Source organism: Paraburkholderia sp. BL6665CI2N2 (assembly GCF_004366535.1).
Taxonomy (GTDB): Bacteria; Pseudomonadota; Gammaproteobacteria; order Burkholderiales; family Burkholderiaceae; genus Paraburkholderia.
In genome coordinates, this window is record NZ_SORC01000001.1 from 5,434,880 (window position 1) to 5,454,615 (window position 19,736).

Sequence of the window (19,736 nt, forward strand, 5' to 3'; positions counted from 1 at the left end):
TGCTTTTGTCGATGCCCAACACCTCCTTGGCCTTCTGCTCAGCTCGCTCGTATTCCCGTTCTTATTGGAGAGCCAGGGCACAGTACAATCGCTCGGAGTCACCTTTCTTTTTCCGCCACGCGCCGGTCTGATGCAGCTCAATGCGACGTGAAGTTGGTGACTTTTACTTCAGTTTAGTTTAGTCCGGCATCGCACGATTGCAAGGAGCCTTGTGAGCCACGTCGACACCTGTTGGGCGGATATGGCCGCGCGAGTAGTGCGCGTCATTCTGGCGCGAAAGGGGATGGGATATGCCGAACTCGCAACGGCGCTACGGGCCGTGGATGTCAGTGAGAGCGAGCGGTCACTTGCGCTTCGCGTGACGCGTGGGCGAGTGAAACTGTCCATGTTGCTTCAGATTCTGCATGTCACGCACTCCGTGATACCCCAACTTTGGCTCGATGCTTTTTCCCGGTCCGATAGCTGGCAGGCCCGTGCCACAGCGGTTCTCGAAGCTGAACTATCTCGACATCCCACCGTGTCGGTCGATAACCTAGCACAGCGCATGGTGCAACTCGGCGCCAGTCTGAGCGAGAAGACGCTGGCCTCGCACATCGACCAAGGCAACATCTCCCTGCCTGAGTTCCTCCAGAGCATTCTCGCGCTCGGCAGCTCGAGCCTTGACCTCTACATTGATTACCGCGACCTGATTGCGGTCGGCCGCTCCGCCGCTTCTGAACGCTCGTAGGAGCGTCGCACAACCATTTTCTTGCCATCCCGATTTTTTTTCCTAAAATAAAAACGGACGCATTTGAATCTCTTTTTTTGACGCTCCCCGGTCGCCTCCCGGCCGCGCCGGTTCGCGTCAAGCGGTTTGGCTAAGTCGAGGTCTCAGAGGCTGCCGCTCTGGTCGTATTCCTATCAGTTGGAGTGGAGTCGAATGTCGGGCACTTGCACTCGGAGAGTGTCATTGCCGACGTCAGCACGCGGCCAGTTTGTCGGGCTTCGACTCCAACTGGCGTACCGATTCCGCAGTCAGTACGTTCTCCGGGGCTTCGATGCGAGTCACCGTCTGTTCTGAAGGTGCCCAGCGGATGGCCGATACACGCTTGAACGTTTGGTGCGCCCTAGTCGGAGTTACTTGTAAGCACCCATGCCTCGACCGGTGCGCACTTGGAGAGAAAGACATGACAACGCCAGTGGAACGTACGAAGGCTGTAGTCGATGCGCGGATTTTTCTGCAAATGCTGAGCAATGCAGAAGAAGTCACGATTCGCGGTCTAGTGCAATCAGTCGCGATAGGTCTGCTAAAGCATTACCCATTGAATGTCGAGTTGGACGCGTCAGCGTCCACGCTACCAGAAGTCTGGGCGCATCCGACTGCCGAGTGCCCCAGAGAACTTGCGGCGTGCACCCGCGTGGTTCCGCTATTCCCAACACGCACTGATGAATAGCTTGAGTGAGAATCCCTATGCCGCGCCGTCAAAAGAACTCAACGAGTGAACCCTCGTCCCCTGATGCCCACGTATTAGAGCTTTTGCGGAGCGCCGCGGTCGCAGTGACCCTGTTCGACCCTGTGGGAGCTCGCGCGCTTCTCGAAATTCCGGATGCCGAACTCGGGCGCCGGTTCAAACGCGCGCTTGTGAGAGTTGCGGGGCTAGCCACAGTGTTGAACATAGAACAACGTTCGATTCGTGAAGAAAGCGCGCAACGGCGGAAGGAGCTTGGTTCAACCAAGCGGGAGTCGACGCCGGCACGCCTAGTTGCCAATGCAAAACTACTACACAAGTCTCATTTCTGTGCAGCCATCGGGCTCACCCCCCAAAGGGTCAGTAAAGAAGTCGCTGCTCAGCGCATCTTCAGTGTCGACATCGAAGATGAACCGTATTTCCCGGCCTTCTTCCTAGTTGAAGAAATTCGCCGAAAGGACCTAGCGAAAGTTGTGCGAACGCTTGGTGATTTGAAAGGCTGGAGCAAGTGGACTTTTTTCACAACGCCCGTTGGTGCGCTGGATGACCTGACACCGTTGCAAGCACTCTTTTATGGCGACAGGAAGCAAGTGTTGCGCGTTGCCGCGGAATTCGCCGAGCAGTGAGGAATTCGTGGTTGGCAATAGACTACAGTAGGTCTCTATCACCAATATTTGCGATGGAAGCAATCTGGGACTTCGCCCTCAATAACCCCGCACTTCTGGTCGTGCCGGCAGTCGGGTTCGTGCTGAGCTTGGTCGTGCTGCGCATCAAAACGCGATACGTGAACGAAGGGGTTTTGTTTAGGCGCAAGCCTGCGACGCAGCGCGACCACGACGCTTCAAAATCAGCGGAAAAAGAGATGAACTCGGACAACCATATTGACCTTGAGATTGCGCTTCGCAAGCTTCACGAATTGGGCCTAGAGGATGGCGACTTGGGCTATGCCTACTGGTATCAAGTCGGAGAGCTCTTGAGGCAAGCGGGCGGCATGCAAGCGCAAATAGACGCACTCGGTAAAGAGCTTGAACAGTTGCGGGCCGCGCGGCAGAAACTGGATTGAAACGAACAGAACGCCGCGGCAGCTGTGAGCTAGCTCGGCTGTACATTCTGGGTGCCACCGCAGGCGTGTAACCTCTATAAACATGAAAGCCGATTCGCGTCTTCCAACTGACCACGTCGCGGTTAGCAGACTTCTCTCGAAGATTCTGCGCCACGAACCCGAGATAGTCGGTATCCGTCTCGACGGCCAAGGCTGGGTATCTATTGATGAGCTGATACGCGCAATAGAACGTACCGCACGTAAGGCGGGTGCGTCAAAGCGACTGAGGACATTGCCGGCAATCACGCGAGACGTCATCCTCGCGGTCGTGACCACAAACGACAAACAGCGCTTTTCGCTATCTCCGGACGGCCTGCGGATACGAGCGGCGCAGGGTCACTCGATAGGCGTGGACCTTGGATATGCCGATATGGAACCGCCGGCTGTTCTTTATCACGGCACCGCCTGGAGCAACTGGGAGAGTATTGCTGCGGATGGATTGACGCCGCGGACCCGGCACGCTGTCCATCTGAGCACGGACGTCGACACAGCGACGCGCGTAGGTGCTCGCCACGGCCAACCACTGGTGTTAGTCGTGAACGCAGCGCGGATGCACGCTGACGGGTACGCTTTCTCGCGGTCGGATAACGGAGTTTGGCTTACCCCGGCTGTGCCGACGGCATACCTGTCAAAGTGGACGCCGGACGAACGCGGGGCGAGCTCATGAAGTTGCGTTCTCGCCCGTTCGGGCCGAAGTTACGCATCTTGGGACGACCAGCAACATCAAATCACGTCCAAGCTGTCCGCTAGCCGGCGGTGACGCACTCGAATCATCGCGAGCATGAGCCGTCTGAATATCGCCTGCCCGATGCGTTAGTGCATGCGATTGCTTCTCCCGGACCGATTCACAGCGTTAGGCCTATCCTGAGACGCGGTCGTCGGGGTCGGCGCTTTCACGGCAGACGCAGCGGAAATCGGCAAGGAAACCGTCGACGCAAGCTGCGTGGTCGTAGACGACCCCGTCGGTGCACAGCATGAAGCCGGCGACCTTATCCAGGCCAGGGTTGATTGGGCCTCAGTTTCTCCCCTAGCCAAAGCGCTGGCTGGCGAGCTGAAGCCGGGTGCGCCTATTCTGTTCAAGAGTGTTGGCTGTGCTGCCTGGGACCTGGCCGCATGCCGTGTGGCACGTTCAGCGCTCGACTCAAACATCTGCCAGGTCGACGCGGACGTGTCAGTGACGTTGATTTAAATTGCTCGCTGGTTTGGTACGGCGAGTAAAAGCAGAACATCCACAGATTTCACCGACGCAAACATGAAAATCACGCGCACCATCTCGACTATTGAAGTTCACACCGGCGGTGAAGCGTTCCGCATTGTCACCAGCGGCCTTCCCCGCCTGCCCGGCGACACTATCGTCAAGCGACGGGCGTGGCTGAAGGAGAACGCCGACGAAATCCGCAAGGCCCTGATGTTCGAGCCTCGCGGTCATGCAGACATGTACGGCGGTTACCTGACGGAGCCGGTTAGCCCGAACGCTGATTTCGGTATCATCTTCCTGCACAACGAAGGCTACAGCGACCACTGTGGACACGGGGTCATCGCGCTGTCAACGGCGGCGGTCGAGCTTGGCTGGGTGCAGCGTCAAGTACCTGAAACGCGCGTAGGTATCGACGCGCCGTGCGGGTTTATCGAAGCATTCGTGCAATGGGACGGCGAGCATGCGGGCAATGTTCGTTTCGTGAATGTGCCGTCCTTTATCTGGAAACAGGACGTGACGGTCGAGACGCCGTCGTTTGGTTTGGTGACTGGCGATATTGCGTTCGGCGGTGCATTCTACTTTTACACCGATGGTCAACCACACGGGCTTGAAGTTCGTGAATCTTCGGTGGAAGAACTCATTCGTTTTGGAGCAGAGGTAAAGGAGGCTGCGAACAAGGCGTTCCCGGTCGTGCACCCTGATATCCCTGAAATCAACCATATCTACGGGACAATTATCGCTAATGCACCGCGGAGCGACAGTTCCACACAAGCCAACTGCTGCGTATTCGCCGACCGCGAAGTGGACCGTTCACCGACCGGTTCTGGAACGGGCGGCCGCGTTGCGCAGCTTTATCTACGCGGAAAGCTGAAAAAGGACGAGACCCTTGTGAACGAGTCCATTATTGGGACTGTGTTCAAAGGGCGAATCCTCAGTGAGACAACCGTAGGCGATTTCAAAGCCGTCATTCCCGAAGTCGAGGGCAATGCCTTCATATGCGGGTTTGCGAATTGGATTGTGGACGAGCGTGACCCGCTGACGTACGGATTCCTCGTTCGATAGGCCAAATGCAGTAGAGGCATCCGGTGGGCGCCTGACGATGAGCAATCCGCTGCCGTTCAGCCGAACATCACACTTGGCGCACCTACGTCCCGATGAAGCTTTCCTGGTGGTGCTTTGTTGCGCTGATTCGGTGCTGGGATACTGGTCGTTTACGCAAGCTTTAAAGATTTGGCGCGCTGTGCAAGTGGGCTCGGCGATTGCACTTGCGCCATCGGGAACACCGGTGGTTAAGGGGATAGTCGTGAGTTTTGGCTGCTTTCCTGACGTTATCAAGGCAGTGGTCTTAAACCGTTGGGGCGTTTTCGGCGTCGCCACCGTGGTACTTTCGGCTACCGGTGTTCGATTTTCAGACCAAAAGAAGACGCCGCAAAAAACAGTCGAAGCGTTACGGTTTCTCGGAGCTCCGCCGAGGCTCGACGGGAAAGCTAGGGGTCTGGCTGTACTGACTTGGGCCTGCTCGGACTCGGCACTTTACGCGCGAACGACTGGGCGTGGTTCGACCACGACCGGCGATTCGTCAAGCTTGGAATTATGCCGTGGCGCCTTGGCGGTCAGCCATGGCTATCGACCCACGCGCGACACCACGCAAGACCTGCTGATTCTGCCTCTTCATCAGTATCGAATGCGCCGAGCACTCCAGACGCTGCTACAACCTTCGAGTCGCGCATGATTGTGCCGCTGCCGGCGAAGCGCTCCGGTCGCAAGATGTCGTCCTGCTGAAGGATGGCATGGCCCCACAGGGTATATCCACGGTATTTGTCAGTCTGCATCTGTCGACCCTTGTCGGTCCTCCATCCGCTTCTCATCAATGATTGCCGAAATTCGAGCGGCTCGACAAGTATCTACTGCTTGAGCCGTGCAGTGTCGATTCCTGCCATCTTCAACGTAGCGTCAATCACCTTCAGCTCTTGGCCGAAATCAAGCGGCCATTCCTCACCGTCGCATCGTACGGTCATGCCGTTATGCATCGAAATCAGATGACGCGCTTTGAACAGGGCGTCCACAAGCTTTGATTCCCGTTCGGCTTCCCGAACCCATTCGTCCGCTCTCATGATAGGACCTCCTCTGCTCAACGGAAGCAGGACATGAAGCCGAGCGATGTTTGCCGCGCAGCCCGTCCCCCAAATAAAAGTGACAGTTCACGCCTACGAATTTGCGTGTACGATACTGTATAAATATACAGGTTTTTTGATGCCACATGTCTAGCGCAACTGTCACGACTGAAGAGATACATCCGTCCCTGTGGCGTGCGTCTCAGCTCGCGCGTGGCCGTGGACGAGTCGTTGAGACCGGCTATCCCGCGCTGTCTGCCGAGCTTCCCGGCGGGGGCGGGCCGGTCGGTGCGCTCATCGACCTGATGGTCCAGCAAGCGGGGGTGGGTGAATTGCGATTGTTGCGCCCCGCGCTCAGCGCTGCAGGAAATCGGCCAGTTGCATTCGTGCGGCCGCCGCATACGCCCGACGGACTGGGGCTCAGCTATATCGGGTTGTCTTTGGACCAGGTGCTTCGAGTGAAGACGCCAAAAACCGCGAATGCGCTGTGGTCGGCGGAGCAGATTCTTCGTGCCGGCAGCTGCGGCGCGCTGATTTTCTGGACGCAGTACGCGCAGGCTTCATCGCTTCGACGTTTGCACCTCGCTGCCCAGTCAGGCTCGCGCGGATGGATGGTGATACGGCGGCGCCCCGTTCGGGCGGAGTCGCGAGAATCGACTCTGAAACGGAAAGATTTACTGCCATGGGGCCATTCGGTTCGTGCGGAGCAAAATACGTTCGCTGTTTCAACGGCCATTTGATGGATTTCTTTATTGGGATTAGCCCTTGGGCGGCAGCCTTCGGCACAGCAATCCCGGAGTCGGCCGTTGACGACCACGGCGTCCCGTTGCAACCAATATCGGCAGGGCACATGAGCGGCAGCACAAAGAGAATTGGCGATGACTACGTGCCGGGCCAAAGAGCTCGCCTTTTACTGCAACTCCCATACAAGCCAACGGCGGTCCGACCGCCGCCGTTAGGCGCCAGCCAGGTTGGGATATCGGGAGTGCTGTGCATTGGCTACTGTCGGCAATCACCCCAGGCAGTAATTTGAGAACAAAGGGCTCTGCCGTTTGCCGACAAACTGCATCGGTGGGTGAACGGATATGCAGTATCACGCGGCCGCGACGGTCGGGTATTCTCGAAACACTGTGTGCGCAACTTCTGCTCGTATCCGCGGCACTCATCATCGTGCAAGTTGCGGAACTCATCTAGCTTGTCGTGGTTCGCTCGTTATGACCATACGACGACGTAAGCAATGAGGAGTGTGATGAAGTCGTTGAAGACCAATCTGTGCGCAGGACGACAGAAGGGTGGCACGACGGTCGACGCCAAGGTCGTGCGCCGGTTTTGCCAGGACGTGCTCATTGCCGATTGGGGCGGGCACTCACACCGCGTCGGGGATGAGACGGTCGTTGTGAGGATTGTCTGGCAACACCGCACCATGTGCGCGAATCGCGGCAATGAGTTCCGATGGCGTTATCTCGTAGCGCACTTCGCGGTGTATGCCCGGCTTGCGTTCGTCAACGTCTATCAGCAGCACGGCTTTCCCATCCGCCGACAATTCCAGTCGCAACACGCGCACCGGGCTGTCCGCCCCGTCGTATTCGGTTATCAGCGTCATCGCGCCGGAAGCGCCTCTTGCAGGCATGATGATTCTCCCCGTGATTCTCAATGCGCTGATTTTACCGGCGGTCGAGGCCAAGGCGGAAAATGCGCGCGTGAGCGTCACGAGCGGCATCCATGGTCACGGGCCCGCGTCCTGCCATGGCGTTTTCCGGTCGCTCTTTGCGAATCGCGATAGCCGCTTTTGTGCCTCGAGCATGGCGCCGACAGGAGTACTTGCTAGCTGCTGGTCATGAAGCGCCAGCAGCCGTTCCAGAATTGCCGCGTCATCCGGACTGACCTGCCAGACATTGTCTGCTGTCGCCCGCGCCGCGCTGCGCTCGAGCGCCTCGGCAGCTTCGGGAAACAATAGTCGGTCAGCCGCTCCGAAGCCTGCTTCCCGAAGATACCAGGCCAGGTACAGCACACGTATGAGGTCGCTCAGCAGGTGCCCGTTTCCACTACCTGCTCGCAATGCCGCGAGCGCAATGTGACTGCGTAGCGAAAGCGAACGGACAGACTCTAACTTCGGTGGTAGGAGCGTGGCCTTTGCGGATGTCTTGCTGGATACATAACGTCCCCCGTTTCTCTTTCTATTCATTTCGCATAAAAACCGTAAATCGATTGATTCTGGTGCTGGCCCCTGAAATCCATGCACACTCTTCCCGTTTTCAAACTTGTGGAGTCCTGTCGTCAATGACGCACCAAAAACGGACGCAGTATGAATCCAGAACGAAAATCGCTGCCGTGGATTGCAATATTTAACAATATGAAGGCGCCGATTACGCGAACATCGTGTGGCGTTCAACGTCACACTCGGCTCGCGACGGACAGTAAACTCCAAAACGGCAAAAAATACCTTCCGCACCCATAACTTGAAAACAATTCCGAAACTGTAAGGCAATTGCACCCGTTATTCACAAAAATTGTCCGGAAAAGATTTTCATCATATTATTCCGCGTGGCAACTTGCAGTGGAGTCGGAAAATGACGGTAAATGACCTGGCATCAGTGCTGGGCGCGGGGATGGACCAATCGCGACGCTTGTTGAAACTGGATACTGCGTTGGGCGGAAATGCGCTGGTGCCAGTCCGCGTGGTCGGCACTTCGCGTCTCGGGCGCAACTACGATTTCACAGTTGATGTCGCCTCCCTGAAGGATTCCATCGAGCTCAAATCCCTCATCGCGAAACCGGTGACACTCTGGACTCAACAGACGGACTCGTCGTATCTGCCGCATCACGGCTACGTGCACACCGCGAGATTCCTGGGCTCGGACGGTAGCGTTCAGCTTTACCAGATTAGCTTTTCGTCCTGGTTGCACTTCCTGAAATTTCGCAGCGATGCGCGGATATTCCAGGACAAGACCGCAGAGGACATTATCTCGGCGGTATTTGACGAGCATCCCCAGTCAAGCGGCGCCTATCGCTTTGACCTCCGTAACCAGCTACCTCCGCGGTCGTTCTGCGTTCAATATGAAGACGATTGGAACTTCGTGCACCGGATTATGGAGGCCGAAGGACTCTTCGGCTATTTTGAACAGGCGGAAGACGGCAAAGCGCACACGTTGGTCATCACGGACGACCTGTACACCGTTAAACCCCTGACGCCGCAAGACGTGTCGTTTTATCGTGCAGGCGCTGGGAGTGAAACGGATGCGATAGTCCAGTGGGGCGGAGCGCGAACGTTGCAGAGCGTGAGCTACACCACGCGCACATTCGATTATAAGAATCCAACTTTTAAGAAAGAGCTGTCCACGCCGACAGTCGACAAGCAAGGCGACCTGCCCGACCAGGCCGAGGTCTACGAGTACACAGGCGCATATACCTACGGCGACAGTGCTCGTGGCGACACTTTGTCAAAAACACGGATGGAAGAATGGGAGTCCCGCGCGAAGCGTTTCTTTGCGACGGGCAGCGTACGGCGAGCCGATGTGGGACGTTGGTTCCAGCTTGAGGGCGCTACCGCTCTCGCATCCGACAGTGCGGAAAATCGTCAGTTTGCGATTCTGGCCGTCAGCTGGTACATCGAGAACAACCTGCCCGTTTCGACGGGAACACAGTTCCGCCACAGCCTCCAGTCACAACTTGCTGAAGCTCGCTCATATCACGCGGGTTCGTCCGACGTCTTCAATGTAAAGGACGCGTTGGGCGGCGAAGGTTTCTTCCTCGTCGAACTGGAAACGCAGCGACGCACCGTTCCGTTTCGCAGCCCCTTCGAACACCGTAAGCCCCTGATGCATACCCAGACCGCGACGGTGGTCGGTCCGAATCAGGAGGAAGTTTTCACGGACAGCCTTAATCGAGTCAAGGTGCTGATGCACTGGGACCGGCAGAACGGCGGCGATGAAAAGGCTTCATGCTGGCTGCGCGTTATGTCACCAAATGCCGGCGGAACGCTCGGCGGTGTATTTGTCCCACGTGTGGGACATGAAGTGGGAATCGTCTACCTGGACGGCGATTGTGACCGCCCGGTCGTCAGCGGAAGCCTGTTCAACGGACAGCAGACACCGCAATGGCACTCCAACGGCTTGCTGTCGGGTTACAAGTCCAAGGAATTCCAGGGCACAGGCTACAACCAGCTTGTCATGGACGATTCGACGGGCCAGAACCGGGCGCAACTTTTCAGCAGCACGTCACAGAGCTACTTGCATCTCGGCTACCTCATTGACCATCAAGGCAATACGCGCGGCAGCTATCTTGGGACTGGCTTTGACCTGAAGACCGATTCGTACGGTGCTGTGCGCGCTTCGCAGGGTATGTATCTGTCGACGTACGCGCGGGTCGGCACGTCAACTCAGCCGCTCGATGTCAAGGAGGCACATCAGCACCTCGTCGACTCGGGTGGGGTCGTTGAGCGGCGCTCCGAAGTCGCAACAGGCAGTCAGGCCGAAGGCTTGCAGGACGCTCAGGACACTATTAACGACTTCGCAGCCGCGACGCAGAGCGCGCGGCAGGCAAACTCGGGTGGCGGCAACACGGCCGGTGGCGGAACTGGCGAGGCGAACGGATTCGCTCAGCCCGTGATGCTGCTCGCCAGCCCCTCCGGTATCGGCCTTTCGACGCAGAAATCCATTCAGGCCGCGGCGACGGAGCACGTCAACATCGTGAGTGGCGCCAGCACGCACATTGCGGCGTCCAAGTCACTCATCGCAAGCGTGGGCGAAAAACTCAGTCTCTTCGTGCAGAACTCGGGCATGAAGCTCTTCGCAGGCAAAGGAAAGGTCGAGCTGCAGGCCCAATCCGATAACGTCGAGATTACGGCCGACAGGACTGTCAAGGTTGTGTCGACTTCTGATGCCGTCAATGTGATGGCAGACAAGGAAATCAAACTGATGGCGGGTGGTGCAACGATTCGCCTGGCTGGGGGCAACATCTATGTACATGCGCCCGGCCTGGTCGAAATCAAAGGCACCCAGCATTCGTTCCAGGGCCCGGCGAGTGAGAACGCCGCAGCACAACTGCCCGTGACTGAGGCGTGTGCGCAGAAATTCGCTTCTGCCTCGCAGGCCGGTGCGGCCATTGTCGACTAGGAGCACTCTTGGACCAGTACCTGATTGTCGAGCCCGACAACGGCCGCGTCGACCTTGGCACGGCGCCCAGGATGTACGAAATCGGCGAGATTGTTCCGGCTGCGATGCCGGAACTCAAAGGGGTGATGCCGATGCTTTACGCGGTGGAGCACCCTGAACCGCAACTTCCAGCTATCGAGGCCATTGCAGCTCGGGACCTGCAGGAGGGTCTCGCACCGCGCGTCTGTGCGCTGATTGAGACTAACGCCAGCTCCGAGACATTGATGCGGCACATCAGTGACACGATTGCGCTGCCGCGCGAACCTGAGGGCTACTCGGTATTCCGATTTTACGACCCTCGGGTGGCTCGCAACCTCGGATGGGTTCTTCGACCGGAGCAGCTGTCGCTCATGTTCGAACCGGTGCAGCGCTGGCGCTATTTCTCAGGCGGTGGGTGGCTGACGGTGGAGCGCCCGGCAGTGCCTCCAACTGAACGCCTGTCGCCATCGGCTGACCAGTGGGCAACGCTGCGCCGCCTGCATCTCATCGAACAGGCGCTAAAGTCCATCCGCGACGCTGGGGAGTCCGTTGATGAGCGGACCCCTCGCCAACTCGACGCCCTGTTCACGAAGGGAGCCCGATATCGCCTCGCGGGCGAGGACCTGGTGGTCTTTGCTGTCCAGGGATTGCTGGTCTCACCGAATCTCGACCGACATCCGACAGTCGCCGCGGCGCTTCAATCTGGTCAGACGTCGTCGTACTCGGAAATCACCGCTTTGTGGACCGATGAAAACTGGGCGCAGATTGCGCAGGAAGCGGCGCTGTACGCGTAACGCAACAACACATAACGCAAGGCAGAGAGAGTAACTATGGGTACCATTCCGAAGGTCCAGGCCGCATCGGCAAACGCCAAAGCCAATGCAGCGTGCCAGAAGTCCTGCAACATGTGTGAAAAGACGGGTCTTCTGATTCTGCCGGTACGGTATGCGGCAGCTGCCGCGACCAATGCTCACAATCTCGGCGCGGCCACGGCGCTTGCGTTGCCGAAGGGACCGTTTGGTGACGGCGTCACAGGCGTAGGTCCCAAGAAGGCGACCTACTTCTTGCGCTCGGTGCGTAAAGGGTTCATCCACGTCTATTACCCGTCCCAAAGCAAGTGGCAAATCTATGGCGTGACGTCCGAAGGCTATGTCTTCAACTACCCGCTCGACGTCGACTTGCCCGAAACGCAGGAGAAAGGATTCAACTGCCAGCAGACTGGACACAAGGAACTCGCGCAGTGCATCAGCATCGACCATCCGCAGAAGGCAGGCAAGGTCTATCTGGCTTTCAGCGACGTACGCTGGACGGCCCCTGTGCGCAAGCGTTATGAAGTCAACGAAAATGGTTGCAGGGACCACCGGATGCAGCTCTTCGATGCAGCGGGATGGGCAAGCGGCAACCATTCGCAGAAGCATGCCCAGACCATTGCGCACGTTACCGACTATGTGCTTGAGTACAAGGGCGGCGTGGACGTCGCAGCATCTTGCTCGCCGTTTGCCTTCAAGGACCGCGCAAGCGAAGCGAGCGGGCTCAAGCAATTTACGGACGCACACGACAAGGGCAATGGCGTCTTCTTCGCACTTTGGGACCCAGCTGGCATCACGCAGGAGCTCAACGCCGAGCAGTTTGTAGCGATGGGTGCGGCCATGAAGCCGTATCAGAGAAAAATGTGGACGGCGAGCGCGATTGACGGAATGAAGTCCTCCATCGAAGAAAGTGCAGAGGAGGACGAGAACACAGCCGCAGAGCAGCTCAAGGGACAGTCGGCTGAAACGTACGCCCTTTACTCCCTGTTTGATGGGGGGAAGGCCTACGAAAAGGAGGTCAAGTCCATCGACGAGCAGAAGGAACGGGAGATGGATTCGGTGAAGGCAGCTGCCTGGAAGCCGTACACCGAATCCTACAGTCAGAATGCGGTGACGCAGTTCCGCAATGACATGAAGAAGCAGATGCAACAGATAGAAGACACGGTGCTCAACCCGCTCGCAGACGACTATGTCGCCTGGCTAAAGGGCACGCAGCTGAGGACGGTGTTTGCATGGGACTTCCATGAACTCGACGTAGCAAAGGGCGTCGAATACGCCGAACTCTTCTACGCATGTATATATGGGTCGGCTGACCGCAGGGTGGTCTATGACCTGGTCCTCGAATGGGCCAAGGGCGACTTGAAGGACCGCCACAATCCGCTTCTGCGTTCGATGATTCTGAACCACGACCCGACGGCTGAAAAATTGAAGGAAGCGGCAGGATTCCCTCTGCTTGAAGTGCGGGAGCCGGCCGCGAAGCTCATTGAGCTGAACAACGCCGCCAACGAGATTCTCGAGAAAAAAGGTCAGGGCCTGATTGTGCGGGCCGACAAGGCAGTGGCTGGAATGCTGCACGAGCTGGGTGGCCCGATTGCCGGCTTTATCGCCAAGACTGGCGATACAGCGAGTGTCAGGGTTCTCACGGCGTGCATGGGTCTGCGTTCGCACACCACCGTCATCTACAAGCCCGTCGAAGGAACCGTCAACCAGTGGATTTCCTATATGGCGCGCCAGATGTACGAACAGATGCCCGCGAACAAACGTCCAAGCCTGGGTTCGTTGAACGCGAACCTGCGTAAGACTTTCCAGAGCTCGTCTCCCAAGGATGGTCCAATCAAGGTCCCGCAGTTCATTGTCTTCAACGCCGATGAAGCTCTCCAGGCGTCATCGGGCGCTACTTCCCTCAGTGGCAGGGGGACGGCAATTTTTGCACCGGGAGTGCGCGCGGTATTGACGGAAGAGAACATCAATGCGAGCTTTCTTCCAAAGTTTCGGGCTGCGACACAGGGTGAAGTTGGATATGGCGTCATCGGGGTTATCTTCAATGCGGTGAACTGGATGTTGGCTAGCAAGGAGTTGGCAAAGTCCAGTGCATTGAACCGCAAGGAGAATCATGACAAGTTCGTTGCTGCTATCGTCTCAACGTGTGCGGCGAGCTTCCAGACGGTTGGTAATGGCATGAAGGCGTTTGGCAAACTAGGGGGACGTTACTCGCAGCTGTTGCTGAAATGGGGCACCGTTATGGAAATCGCCTTCCGTGTCGTAGGTGCGGTAGCTGGACTGGTCGGGGCGTGGTATGACTTCCAGCAATTCAAGACCGAGCGAGAGTCTGGACATGCTGGCCTAGCCTCCTTGTATTTTGCATCTGCCGTTACAAACGTCCTGCTTTGCCTTGCCATGATTGCCGGCGCGACCGTCCTGATTTTTGCGCTTATGGTTGTGCTTGTTGTCATCGGTCTTTTAATAGCATGGAAGAAGCACCGGGAAATCGAGGAATGGCTCAGTAAGTGCATCTTCGGTACAGCGACGGAAAAGTTCTCAGAACTCGACGAACGCAAGCAGTTCGAAGCGCTGACATCATAAGCGAGTCACCATGGCATACGATTACCTGACAAAGATTCGAATCAACCGTCCACTAACCGAGGAAGAGGTCGCACGGCGCATTAATGTTCACAAGCCCGTCGCCGATGAAGCTGCCGATGCTTACACCGTGTTCGGGATGAACGATGTTTATCTCGAAGTCTGCAACGCTTCTTACTCGCAGATTGGCTGGGGCCTTCTTGCCTTCCTGCTTTGTTTCCCGGCATTTGCTTTCCTTACTGTGGAAGCCGCTCAGAGTGCGATTGTCGATACGCCGGCAATGGTCAGGAACGGTGAACAGGGGATGTTCAGTGCCACCATGTGGATTTTCGTCGCGATTACGGTGTTGTGCTGCGCGCTCACCGTCGTGATACTGCTCCGCGACTGCTTCAGCTACAGGCACAAGGCCGTGCGCTTCAACCGCCAGACGCGCATGGTGTATGCCTTCCGGCACAACGGGCCGGGTGGGGTAATCGCTGTACCTTGGGACAAGGCGTTTTTCTATCCGCATCGGTTGCCTTCCAACGGGCTGGCCGGGGGAGCACCAACCCTGATGCGCTGCTTTGTGCTCGACGATGCAGGAAAGAAAATCGTGAACACGTTCAGCTTCGGTGCCCGTACGGTCAATGGCGCAGACGAGTCCACTCCAATTGGCAAACAGGTCCTCTATCAGGTTCAGGCCAACTTCGAGTTCATCCGGCGGTACATGGAACAGGGCCCGGGCGCGCTACCGAAGGTCGAGCGGTATCTGCCGCGAGGCCCGTCGCTGCGCGCCTCAATGAGCGTCTGGTTCTACGGCATCGGAGCTGTCGGCAGTGCCGGCGGTGCCATGCGCGTTCTCACCATCCTGCTTTCGGGGCCGATATTCCTGCTGTCGATACTGCACTACATTGCGCAACTGACGAGCCGGGAGCCGGTATGGCCGACCGAGGTAGAAGCCGCCTGCGGCAACTCAGCGTCGCCCGCAATGGCTCAAGCCTGAGGTTGCGGGATTCCTTTGCTGTCTGAACGCGCTACTACTGTCTCGCCCGGATTCGCTTGAGTGAACTGCCAGAGCCTGCGTCGCGGCCAAGGTCAGCACGTTAAACCCGTGTCGTAACGTCACTCCCTACCGGGCACTAATTCGCACGCGGGCAAACACGTCAACATTCAACTTGTCACCATATATCCGATGCAAAAGAAATGCGGCCTTCTCTTCTGTGCGACAACGCTGATTTTCCTCACAGCCTGCCACAGCGCATCAGACAGCCCACTCGCTCGCGCAGCCGCCGCGCTCGCGAAGACGGAGGCCCCACATGACGCCCAGTGGGTCCAACTCGAAAGCAGTGACGCGGCCGTGCAGGAGTGTGCCATCAAGTTCCCGGACGCTGACCACCCCTGGACCGCGCGTATCGGACTCAAGCCGGGGCAGTACGCTATTCACGCCCGCATCCAACAGGATGGGACAAGTGGTTCCTGGTCGTCAGGCGATGTATGGTCGGACGCGAGGACCGATGACGGCAAAGACACGTTGGATGAAAGCACGCTCAAGGCGAGGCTGCACGACTGCGCCACGCACGTGATGTCCATCGGTGTGCTTGAGAGCCATCTTGGCCAGGACAACGCCGTCGTGACGGGACTGCGAGCGCTGGAAAAGCAGGATATCGAGAACGCGAAGGCGCTTCGCAAATCGGGGCAGAGTGGGAGCTAGGTCCGGTGCGACGTCAAAAAGCCAACTCATGGTCGCAGCATCGCGATTTCACCAAAGCGACGTTGAGGTCATGTGATGTCCGCCGTCAGCGTCGATGTTAAGCCCGAAGCCGCGTTTGATGGGAACCGCGAGGGTCTTGACCGCAAGCGTCCCGGCGCAGAAACGCGCTACGTCATTCGTCGGAATGTATGGAGTGAAAGGAGAGTGTCTTACCATGAGCCGCAGATTCATCCTGAAAGACGACAAGACTACCCACAACGGTGTGGTCCTCGACGGCATCGTCGGTTCGTCGTTCGACGGCCGACCGTTGGCTTATCTTGGGGCGCCGGTGTTGTGCCACACGTGCAACACCGAGGGCATCATCGTCAGCGATGGCTCGCCTCACACGATGAGCGTTATGGGCAAGCAGGTCGCGCTCGAGAACGATTTATGTCAGTGCAAGTGTGAACCTCTTCCGAAGCTGGTTGCATCGCAGGCCATGGGCTCGCTAACCGCCTGATTGGCGCAAGCTCACTGAGGTTCAGCGTCCGCCCTACGGCGCTGGTCAACAATGGGCCACGCGAACATCGGCGGCAGCGTCGTCGTGATTGTCGCGTACTGACTTACTGACGCGCCCCGACGAACCAAGGCGCTGGCTCTCTCTCAGGCTCTTTGCGTTTCAGCGCCAGGTCGCGGAACGCCTCACTTGCGCTAGACTGGCTTGAGCAACCGGAAGGAGACCCGGATGATACGCAAGATGCTCAATGCCTCGCAGCTGCAGCAGGAGGTCAATCGAATGCAGCTACCCGTTTGTTCATGGACCTATGCATCCCATCCGCCGGAGATACCGCAAAGCGCCGCGAGCTGGTAGACCGTTACCATCTACGCCATACCGACGTTTCGTTCTCGCAGAAAGTGCTTCGTGGGAAACCCGGCGAAGTATGGTCTGCTTCGAGTTCCGTTGGTGAATTTGTGGTGATTTCGCAGCCTGACAATTCATGCTCCGTTTGGGCGAGGAGAGCCGATGCGGCTGCATCAATAGATGCATTGTCCTCGGAACGCAACGACCTGGGCTCTTGGTGAAGGGTCTTGAGGACAGAGATATTGAAGGACAGGGCGGCACCTATCACTATCTGTCCTACCTCTTGTCAAAGGAAGGTCGTCAAAGCGGGCTGTATGGGAGAGCTATAGCGTCAGCATCACCGACCGCAGAGGTACAGGTCCGTTTGAGGCTCATGTCGGCAAAAGCCGAGTAAGGGGCATTGCTGGGCTCCCGGGCACTGACACGTCCGCCATGTCATGATGTCGAGTGGAAGATTCTTAGCGGGGTCACACGGCCTATCGGGCGAAGGAGGTCAAGGTGGCGAATGACAATGGTTTAGCGGATGGCCATTCCGAGCAGATACCGGAACCGCTGCGAACGCTCGCCGAATATTTAGAGCGGGCTCTCGATAGCGCGGCGAGCATCGTGATGATGCGGCCCACTGACGGTGTTTGTATCGTGTATCTAGGCGACCCAGCAGGTCCGCGTGAAGACCTGAAGCAGATTGCCACGATTGCAACTTCGCTCGCAAACGCCATGCTTGAATCGACTTCGTCGGGCGCGAATCAGATGCATGTCGATGGTCAGGCCTATCGTTTTGTCCGCAGCTTCACGCAAGTCGGCGACATTGCAGCAGTGGTCTTTTCCGCGGATTAGCCGCATGCCATCGCTAGGAACCAAAAACGGCCGCGTTGGTGAATCGTAGACGATGCGACATCGTGTGGGGATGTTGAGTTGCCGTGACGGCAACTTCGTCGGGTTCGTATGGTCACAAGAACCGCGACCCGTTGGTCGCGCCCGCCGGGAGGGGATTTCTTGCCACCACTCCGCCAATCGACTTCACGGGAGGACTGCTGCAACTGAAGCATTACTTTGCATTGCTGCTGTCACTGACAGCTTTGGCTTCAACTGGAGCATGGGCGAGCGATATTCAATGTGCAACCACGCAACAGCCGGCTGGGCGCGTCATATGCGACCACGCCATCCTGAACAATGAGTACGACGATAATCCAACACGCGTACAGATGCTTCGTAGTTCAAGAGCAGTACCCAGCCCGCATGCGGCTGCCACCTCTCACAGCGGGACCGCAACGTCGCAAAGCGGCACGAGCGCGACAAGCGCAATGGTCAACTCAGTCCACATTTCGCTCGTTCACCACTTCTAGGAATCCGGGTATCCGCTTACCGCTGTGCGTTGCGTCCTCTCTAGGGGGTGGCCCGCCCTTGAGAACAGCACGCGACAGCAACTGATTCTGAGCAATACAGGAAGTCTCAGGAACCATAATGCAGTCCGGACAAGCCCCTCCCGCCGTGTCACAGAGCCTTCCCGAATTACAGCGATGCGATGAACTTTCAAGCATTCGTGACAGGAATCGGTTGTTTTCGTTACGCCAGAGTGATGACAGATTGCCAAGGTCCATCGTAGTGCCGTTCCGGTAGACGACGAATGCCAAGTCAAGTGGGAAGATGTATTCACCCATTGAACCAAGGTCCAGTCCTGAAAGCTCAGCAACGTTCTTCATGAGCGCATGCGCGTAAGTGTGCAAAAGCGTATACACATAGCGATACGTTGAAGCTTCTCCTTCTTTAAGAAGAGCGAAGTAGCGGCCGAACGGCTGGGCCACTTCGAGCAGCCGCCCGCCAAGTTGGACCGAATCATTCGGATTCCAAGCTGGAAGGTCTTGCACCCCGACGGCCTGAAGCCACGAGTACACCGCGACCGGGTCGAGCTGCATGTATAGGGCCTCGTTAGCCTGCGTGACAACGTAGATTGGACGTTTGCCGCTACGCAAAGGGTCGAACAATCGCAGTCGCACGGGCATATCTTGCCCGCGCTTTTCGAGAGTAGGAGTGGCAGAAACCCGCGTGTATCCATGTGTGAAGCGACAAAGGTCAAATTCCCGAATCAAGCCAAACTCGACAAGCCCAAGTTTGTTCATCAGGCGCTGCGTTTCCTTTTCCTGCGAAGCTTTCGCCACCGCATCCTTCGGCGCCAAGTCATTGTCCAGGTGGTTGAAGCGCACGAATGGCGCTCGGCCGCTAGCAGATGACGACGAGAGCTTCCCACGGTCCAATGCCTCGTGCTCGACTGCCAAAACGAACGGGTCGAATCGACTCGTGTACTCGCTACGGATAGCGAGCTGTGCGGTAACGGCCGTAGGCAGTTCAACGTGCGGCCGGACCAGCGGCGGGTCGCTGGTGGTCCATCGAGTTACCAGCTTCCCAAGTTCACCATCCATCATCGCCAGAACCTTAGCGTCATTCATGCCCTGCGCCAGTTCCCTCATCTTTGAGACATTCTCGTAAGACTCCCACTCGCTGGTCTTACCCACGGCCAACAACGACTGCTTCATCTCGTCCGGAGTGAGTTCCCCGCCGCCAAATCGAAACTGAGTGCCAATGAACATGGCCAGCTCTTCCTGTCGCTGCGGCTCCAGCATCGTGACAAGCTGATGCTCCGACTCCGGGAACAGCACAAACTGCTCCGCCTGAGGGTAATAGGCCGATGAGGCTCGATACGAGATGGGCTCCATTCGACGCTCGCTCACTCGCGCGCCAGCCCGGTCCCTAAAGATGTCAGTAGTAAACTCATCGTTCTGACGCCATTCATTCGACCCTTTATGTCCGCACGTGGGGTTGGC

General features: G+C 57.5%; 19 protein-coding genes and 1 pseudogene. 15 read left to right on the forward strand and 5 right to left on the reverse strand.

What is annotated here, in order from left to right; genetic code table 11:
- The first annotated feature begins 211 nt into the window (after positions 1 to 211).
- The 7 genes and pseudogenes from B0G81_RS24435 to lhpH all read left to right on the forward strand — a co-directional run bounded on the left by B0G81_RS24435 (position 212) and on the right by lhpH (position 4,810).
- Positions 212 to 727 (forward strand): DUF6471 domain-containing protein, encoded by a 516-nt coding sequence (locus B0G81_RS24435; protein ID WP_134138559.1) that lies wholly within the window; start codon positions 212 to 214, stop codon positions 725 to 727.
- A gap of 439 nt (positions 728 to 1,166) precedes the next feature.
- The gene (locus B0G81_RS45620; RefSeq protein WP_134138560.1) at positions 1,167 to 1,433 is read left to right on the forward strand and encodes a BPSL0761 family protein; all 267 of its coding nucleotides are present in this window, start codon (positions 1,167 to 1,169) and stop codon (positions 1,431 to 1,433) included.
- A 104-nt stretch (positions 1,434 to 1,537) separates the two neighbouring features.
- The gene (locus B0G81_RS24445; protein ID WP_134138561.1) at positions 1,538 to 2,074 is read left to right on the forward strand and encodes a hypothetical protein; all 537 of its coding nucleotides are present in this window, start codon (positions 1,538 to 1,540) and stop codon (positions 2,072 to 2,074) included.
- A gap of 53 nt (positions 2,075 to 2,127) precedes the next feature.
- Positions 2,128 to 2,511, forward strand: coding sequence for a hypothetical protein (locus B0G81_RS44775; RefSeq protein ID WP_243856575.1), 384 nt, complete (start codon positions 2,128 to 2,130; stop codon positions 2,509 to 2,511).
- 82 nt (positions 2,512 to 2,593) lie between these two features.
- Positions 2,594 to 3,217, forward strand: coding sequence for an RNA 2'-phosphotransferase (locus B0G81_RS24455; RefSeq protein ID WP_134138562.1), 624 nt, complete (start codon positions 2,594 to 2,596; stop codon positions 3,215 to 3,217).
- Between the two features lie 213 nt (positions 3,218 to 3,430).
- Positions 3,431 to 3,739: pseudogene (locus tag B0G81_RS44780) on the forward strand (delta(1)-pyrroline-2-carboxylate reductase family protein); the annotation flags it as partial.
- A gap of 63 nt (positions 3,740 to 3,802) precedes the next feature.
- Positions 3,803 to 4,810: a trans-3-hydroxy-L-proline dehydratase gene (gene lhpH / locus B0G81_RS24465; protein WP_134138563.1), complete on the forward strand. Its 1,008-nt coding sequence runs from the start codon at positions 3,803 to 3,805 to the stop codon at positions 4,808 to 4,810.
- A gap of 551 nt (positions 4,811 to 5,361) precedes the next feature.
- On the opposite strand, the gene B0G81_RS24470 is transcribed toward lhpH, so the two are convergent.
- Positions 5,362 to 5,580, reverse strand: coding sequence for a hypothetical protein (locus tag B0G81_RS24470; protein WP_134138564.1), 219 nt, complete (start codon positions 5,578 to 5,580; stop codon positions 5,362 to 5,364).
- 72 nt (positions 5,581 to 5,652) lie between these two features.
- The gene (locus tag B0G81_RS24475) at positions 5,653 to 5,862 is read right to left on the reverse strand and encodes a hypothetical protein (protein WP_134138565.1); all 210 of its coding nucleotides are present in this window, start codon (positions 5,860 to 5,862) and stop codon (positions 5,653 to 5,655) included.
- Between the two features lie 146 nt (positions 5,863 to 6,008).
- On the opposite strand from B0G81_RS24475, the gene imuA reads away from it, so the two are divergent.
- Positions 6,009 to 6,602 (forward strand): translesion DNA synthesis-associated protein ImuA, encoded by a 594-nt coding sequence (imuA, locus tag B0G81_RS24480; protein WP_134138566.1) that lies wholly within the window; start codon positions 6,009 to 6,011, stop codon positions 6,600 to 6,602.
- 626 nt (positions 6,603 to 7,228) lie between these two features.
- Here the strand turns inward: imuA and B0G81_RS24485 are convergent.
- Positions 7,229 to 7,492, reverse strand: coding sequence for a hypothetical protein (locus B0G81_RS24485; RefSeq protein ID WP_134143197.1), 264 nt, complete (start codon positions 7,490 to 7,492; stop codon positions 7,229 to 7,231).
- Positions 7,493 to 7,588: 96 nt separating this feature from the next.
- Positions 7,589 to 8,356: a hypothetical protein gene (locus B0G81_RS24490; protein ID WP_134138567.1), complete on the reverse strand. Its 768-nt coding sequence runs from the start codon at positions 8,354 to 8,356 to the stop codon at positions 7,589 to 7,591.
- A gap of 76 nt (positions 8,357 to 8,432) precedes the next feature.
- Between B0G81_RS24490 and B0G81_RS24495 the strand changes: the two genes are divergently transcribed.
- The 7 genes from B0G81_RS24495 (at position 8,433) to B0G81_RS24525 (ending at position 17,751) form a co-directional block, all read left to right on the forward strand.
- Positions 8,433 to 10,976, forward strand: coding sequence for a type VI secretion system Vgr family protein (locus B0G81_RS24495; RefSeq protein WP_134138568.1), 2,544 nt, complete (start codon positions 8,433 to 8,435; stop codon positions 10,974 to 10,976).
- An 8-nt stretch (positions 10,977 to 10,984) separates the two neighbouring features.
- Positions 10,985 to 11,788 carry a DUF4123 domain-containing protein gene (locus B0G81_RS24500; RefSeq protein ID WP_134138569.1) on the forward strand — a complete coding sequence of 268 codons (804 nt, stop codon included), beginning with the start codon at positions 10,985 to 10,987 and terminating at the stop codon, positions 11,786 to 11,788.
- Between the two features lie 36 nt (positions 11,789 to 11,824).
- Positions 11,825 to 14,386 (forward strand): T6SS effector BTH_I2691 family protein, encoded by a 2,562-nt coding sequence (locus B0G81_RS24505; RefSeq protein WP_134138570.1) that lies wholly within the window; start codon positions 11,825 to 11,827, stop codon positions 14,384 to 14,386.
- Between the two features lie 10 nt (positions 14,387 to 14,396).
- Positions 14,397 to 15,365 (forward strand): DUF6708 domain-containing protein, encoded by a 969-nt coding sequence (locus B0G81_RS24510; protein WP_134138571.1) that lies wholly within the window; start codon positions 14,397 to 14,399, stop codon positions 15,363 to 15,365.
- Positions 15,366 to 15,554: 189 nt separating this feature from the next.
- On the forward strand, positions 15,555 to 16,073 hold the full coding sequence (locus B0G81_RS24515) for a hypothetical protein (protein WP_134138572.1): 519 nt from the start codon (positions 15,555 to 15,557) through the stop codon (positions 16,071 to 16,073).
- A 214-nt stretch (positions 16,074 to 16,287) separates the two neighbouring features.
- On the forward strand, positions 16,288 to 16,572 hold the full coding sequence (locus B0G81_RS24520; protein ID WP_134138573.1) for a PAAR domain-containing protein: 285 nt from the start codon (positions 16,288 to 16,290) through the stop codon (positions 16,570 to 16,572).
- 840 nt (positions 16,573 to 17,412) lie between these two features.
- Positions 17,413 to 17,751 carry a hypothetical protein gene (locus B0G81_RS24525; RefSeq protein WP_134138574.1) on the forward strand — a complete coding sequence of 113 codons (339 nt, stop codon included), beginning with the start codon at positions 17,413 to 17,415 and terminating at the stop codon, positions 17,749 to 17,751.
- Positions 17,752 to 18,227: 476 nt separating this feature from the next.
- Here the strand turns inward: B0G81_RS24525 and B0G81_RS44785 are convergent, their stop codons facing one another.
- On the reverse strand, positions 18,228 to 19,628 hold the full coding sequence (locus tag B0G81_RS44785) for a hypothetical protein (RefSeq protein WP_243856576.1): 1,401 nt from the start codon (positions 19,626 to 19,628) through the stop codon (positions 18,228 to 18,230).
- Positions 19,629 to 19,736 lie beyond the last annotated feature (108 nt).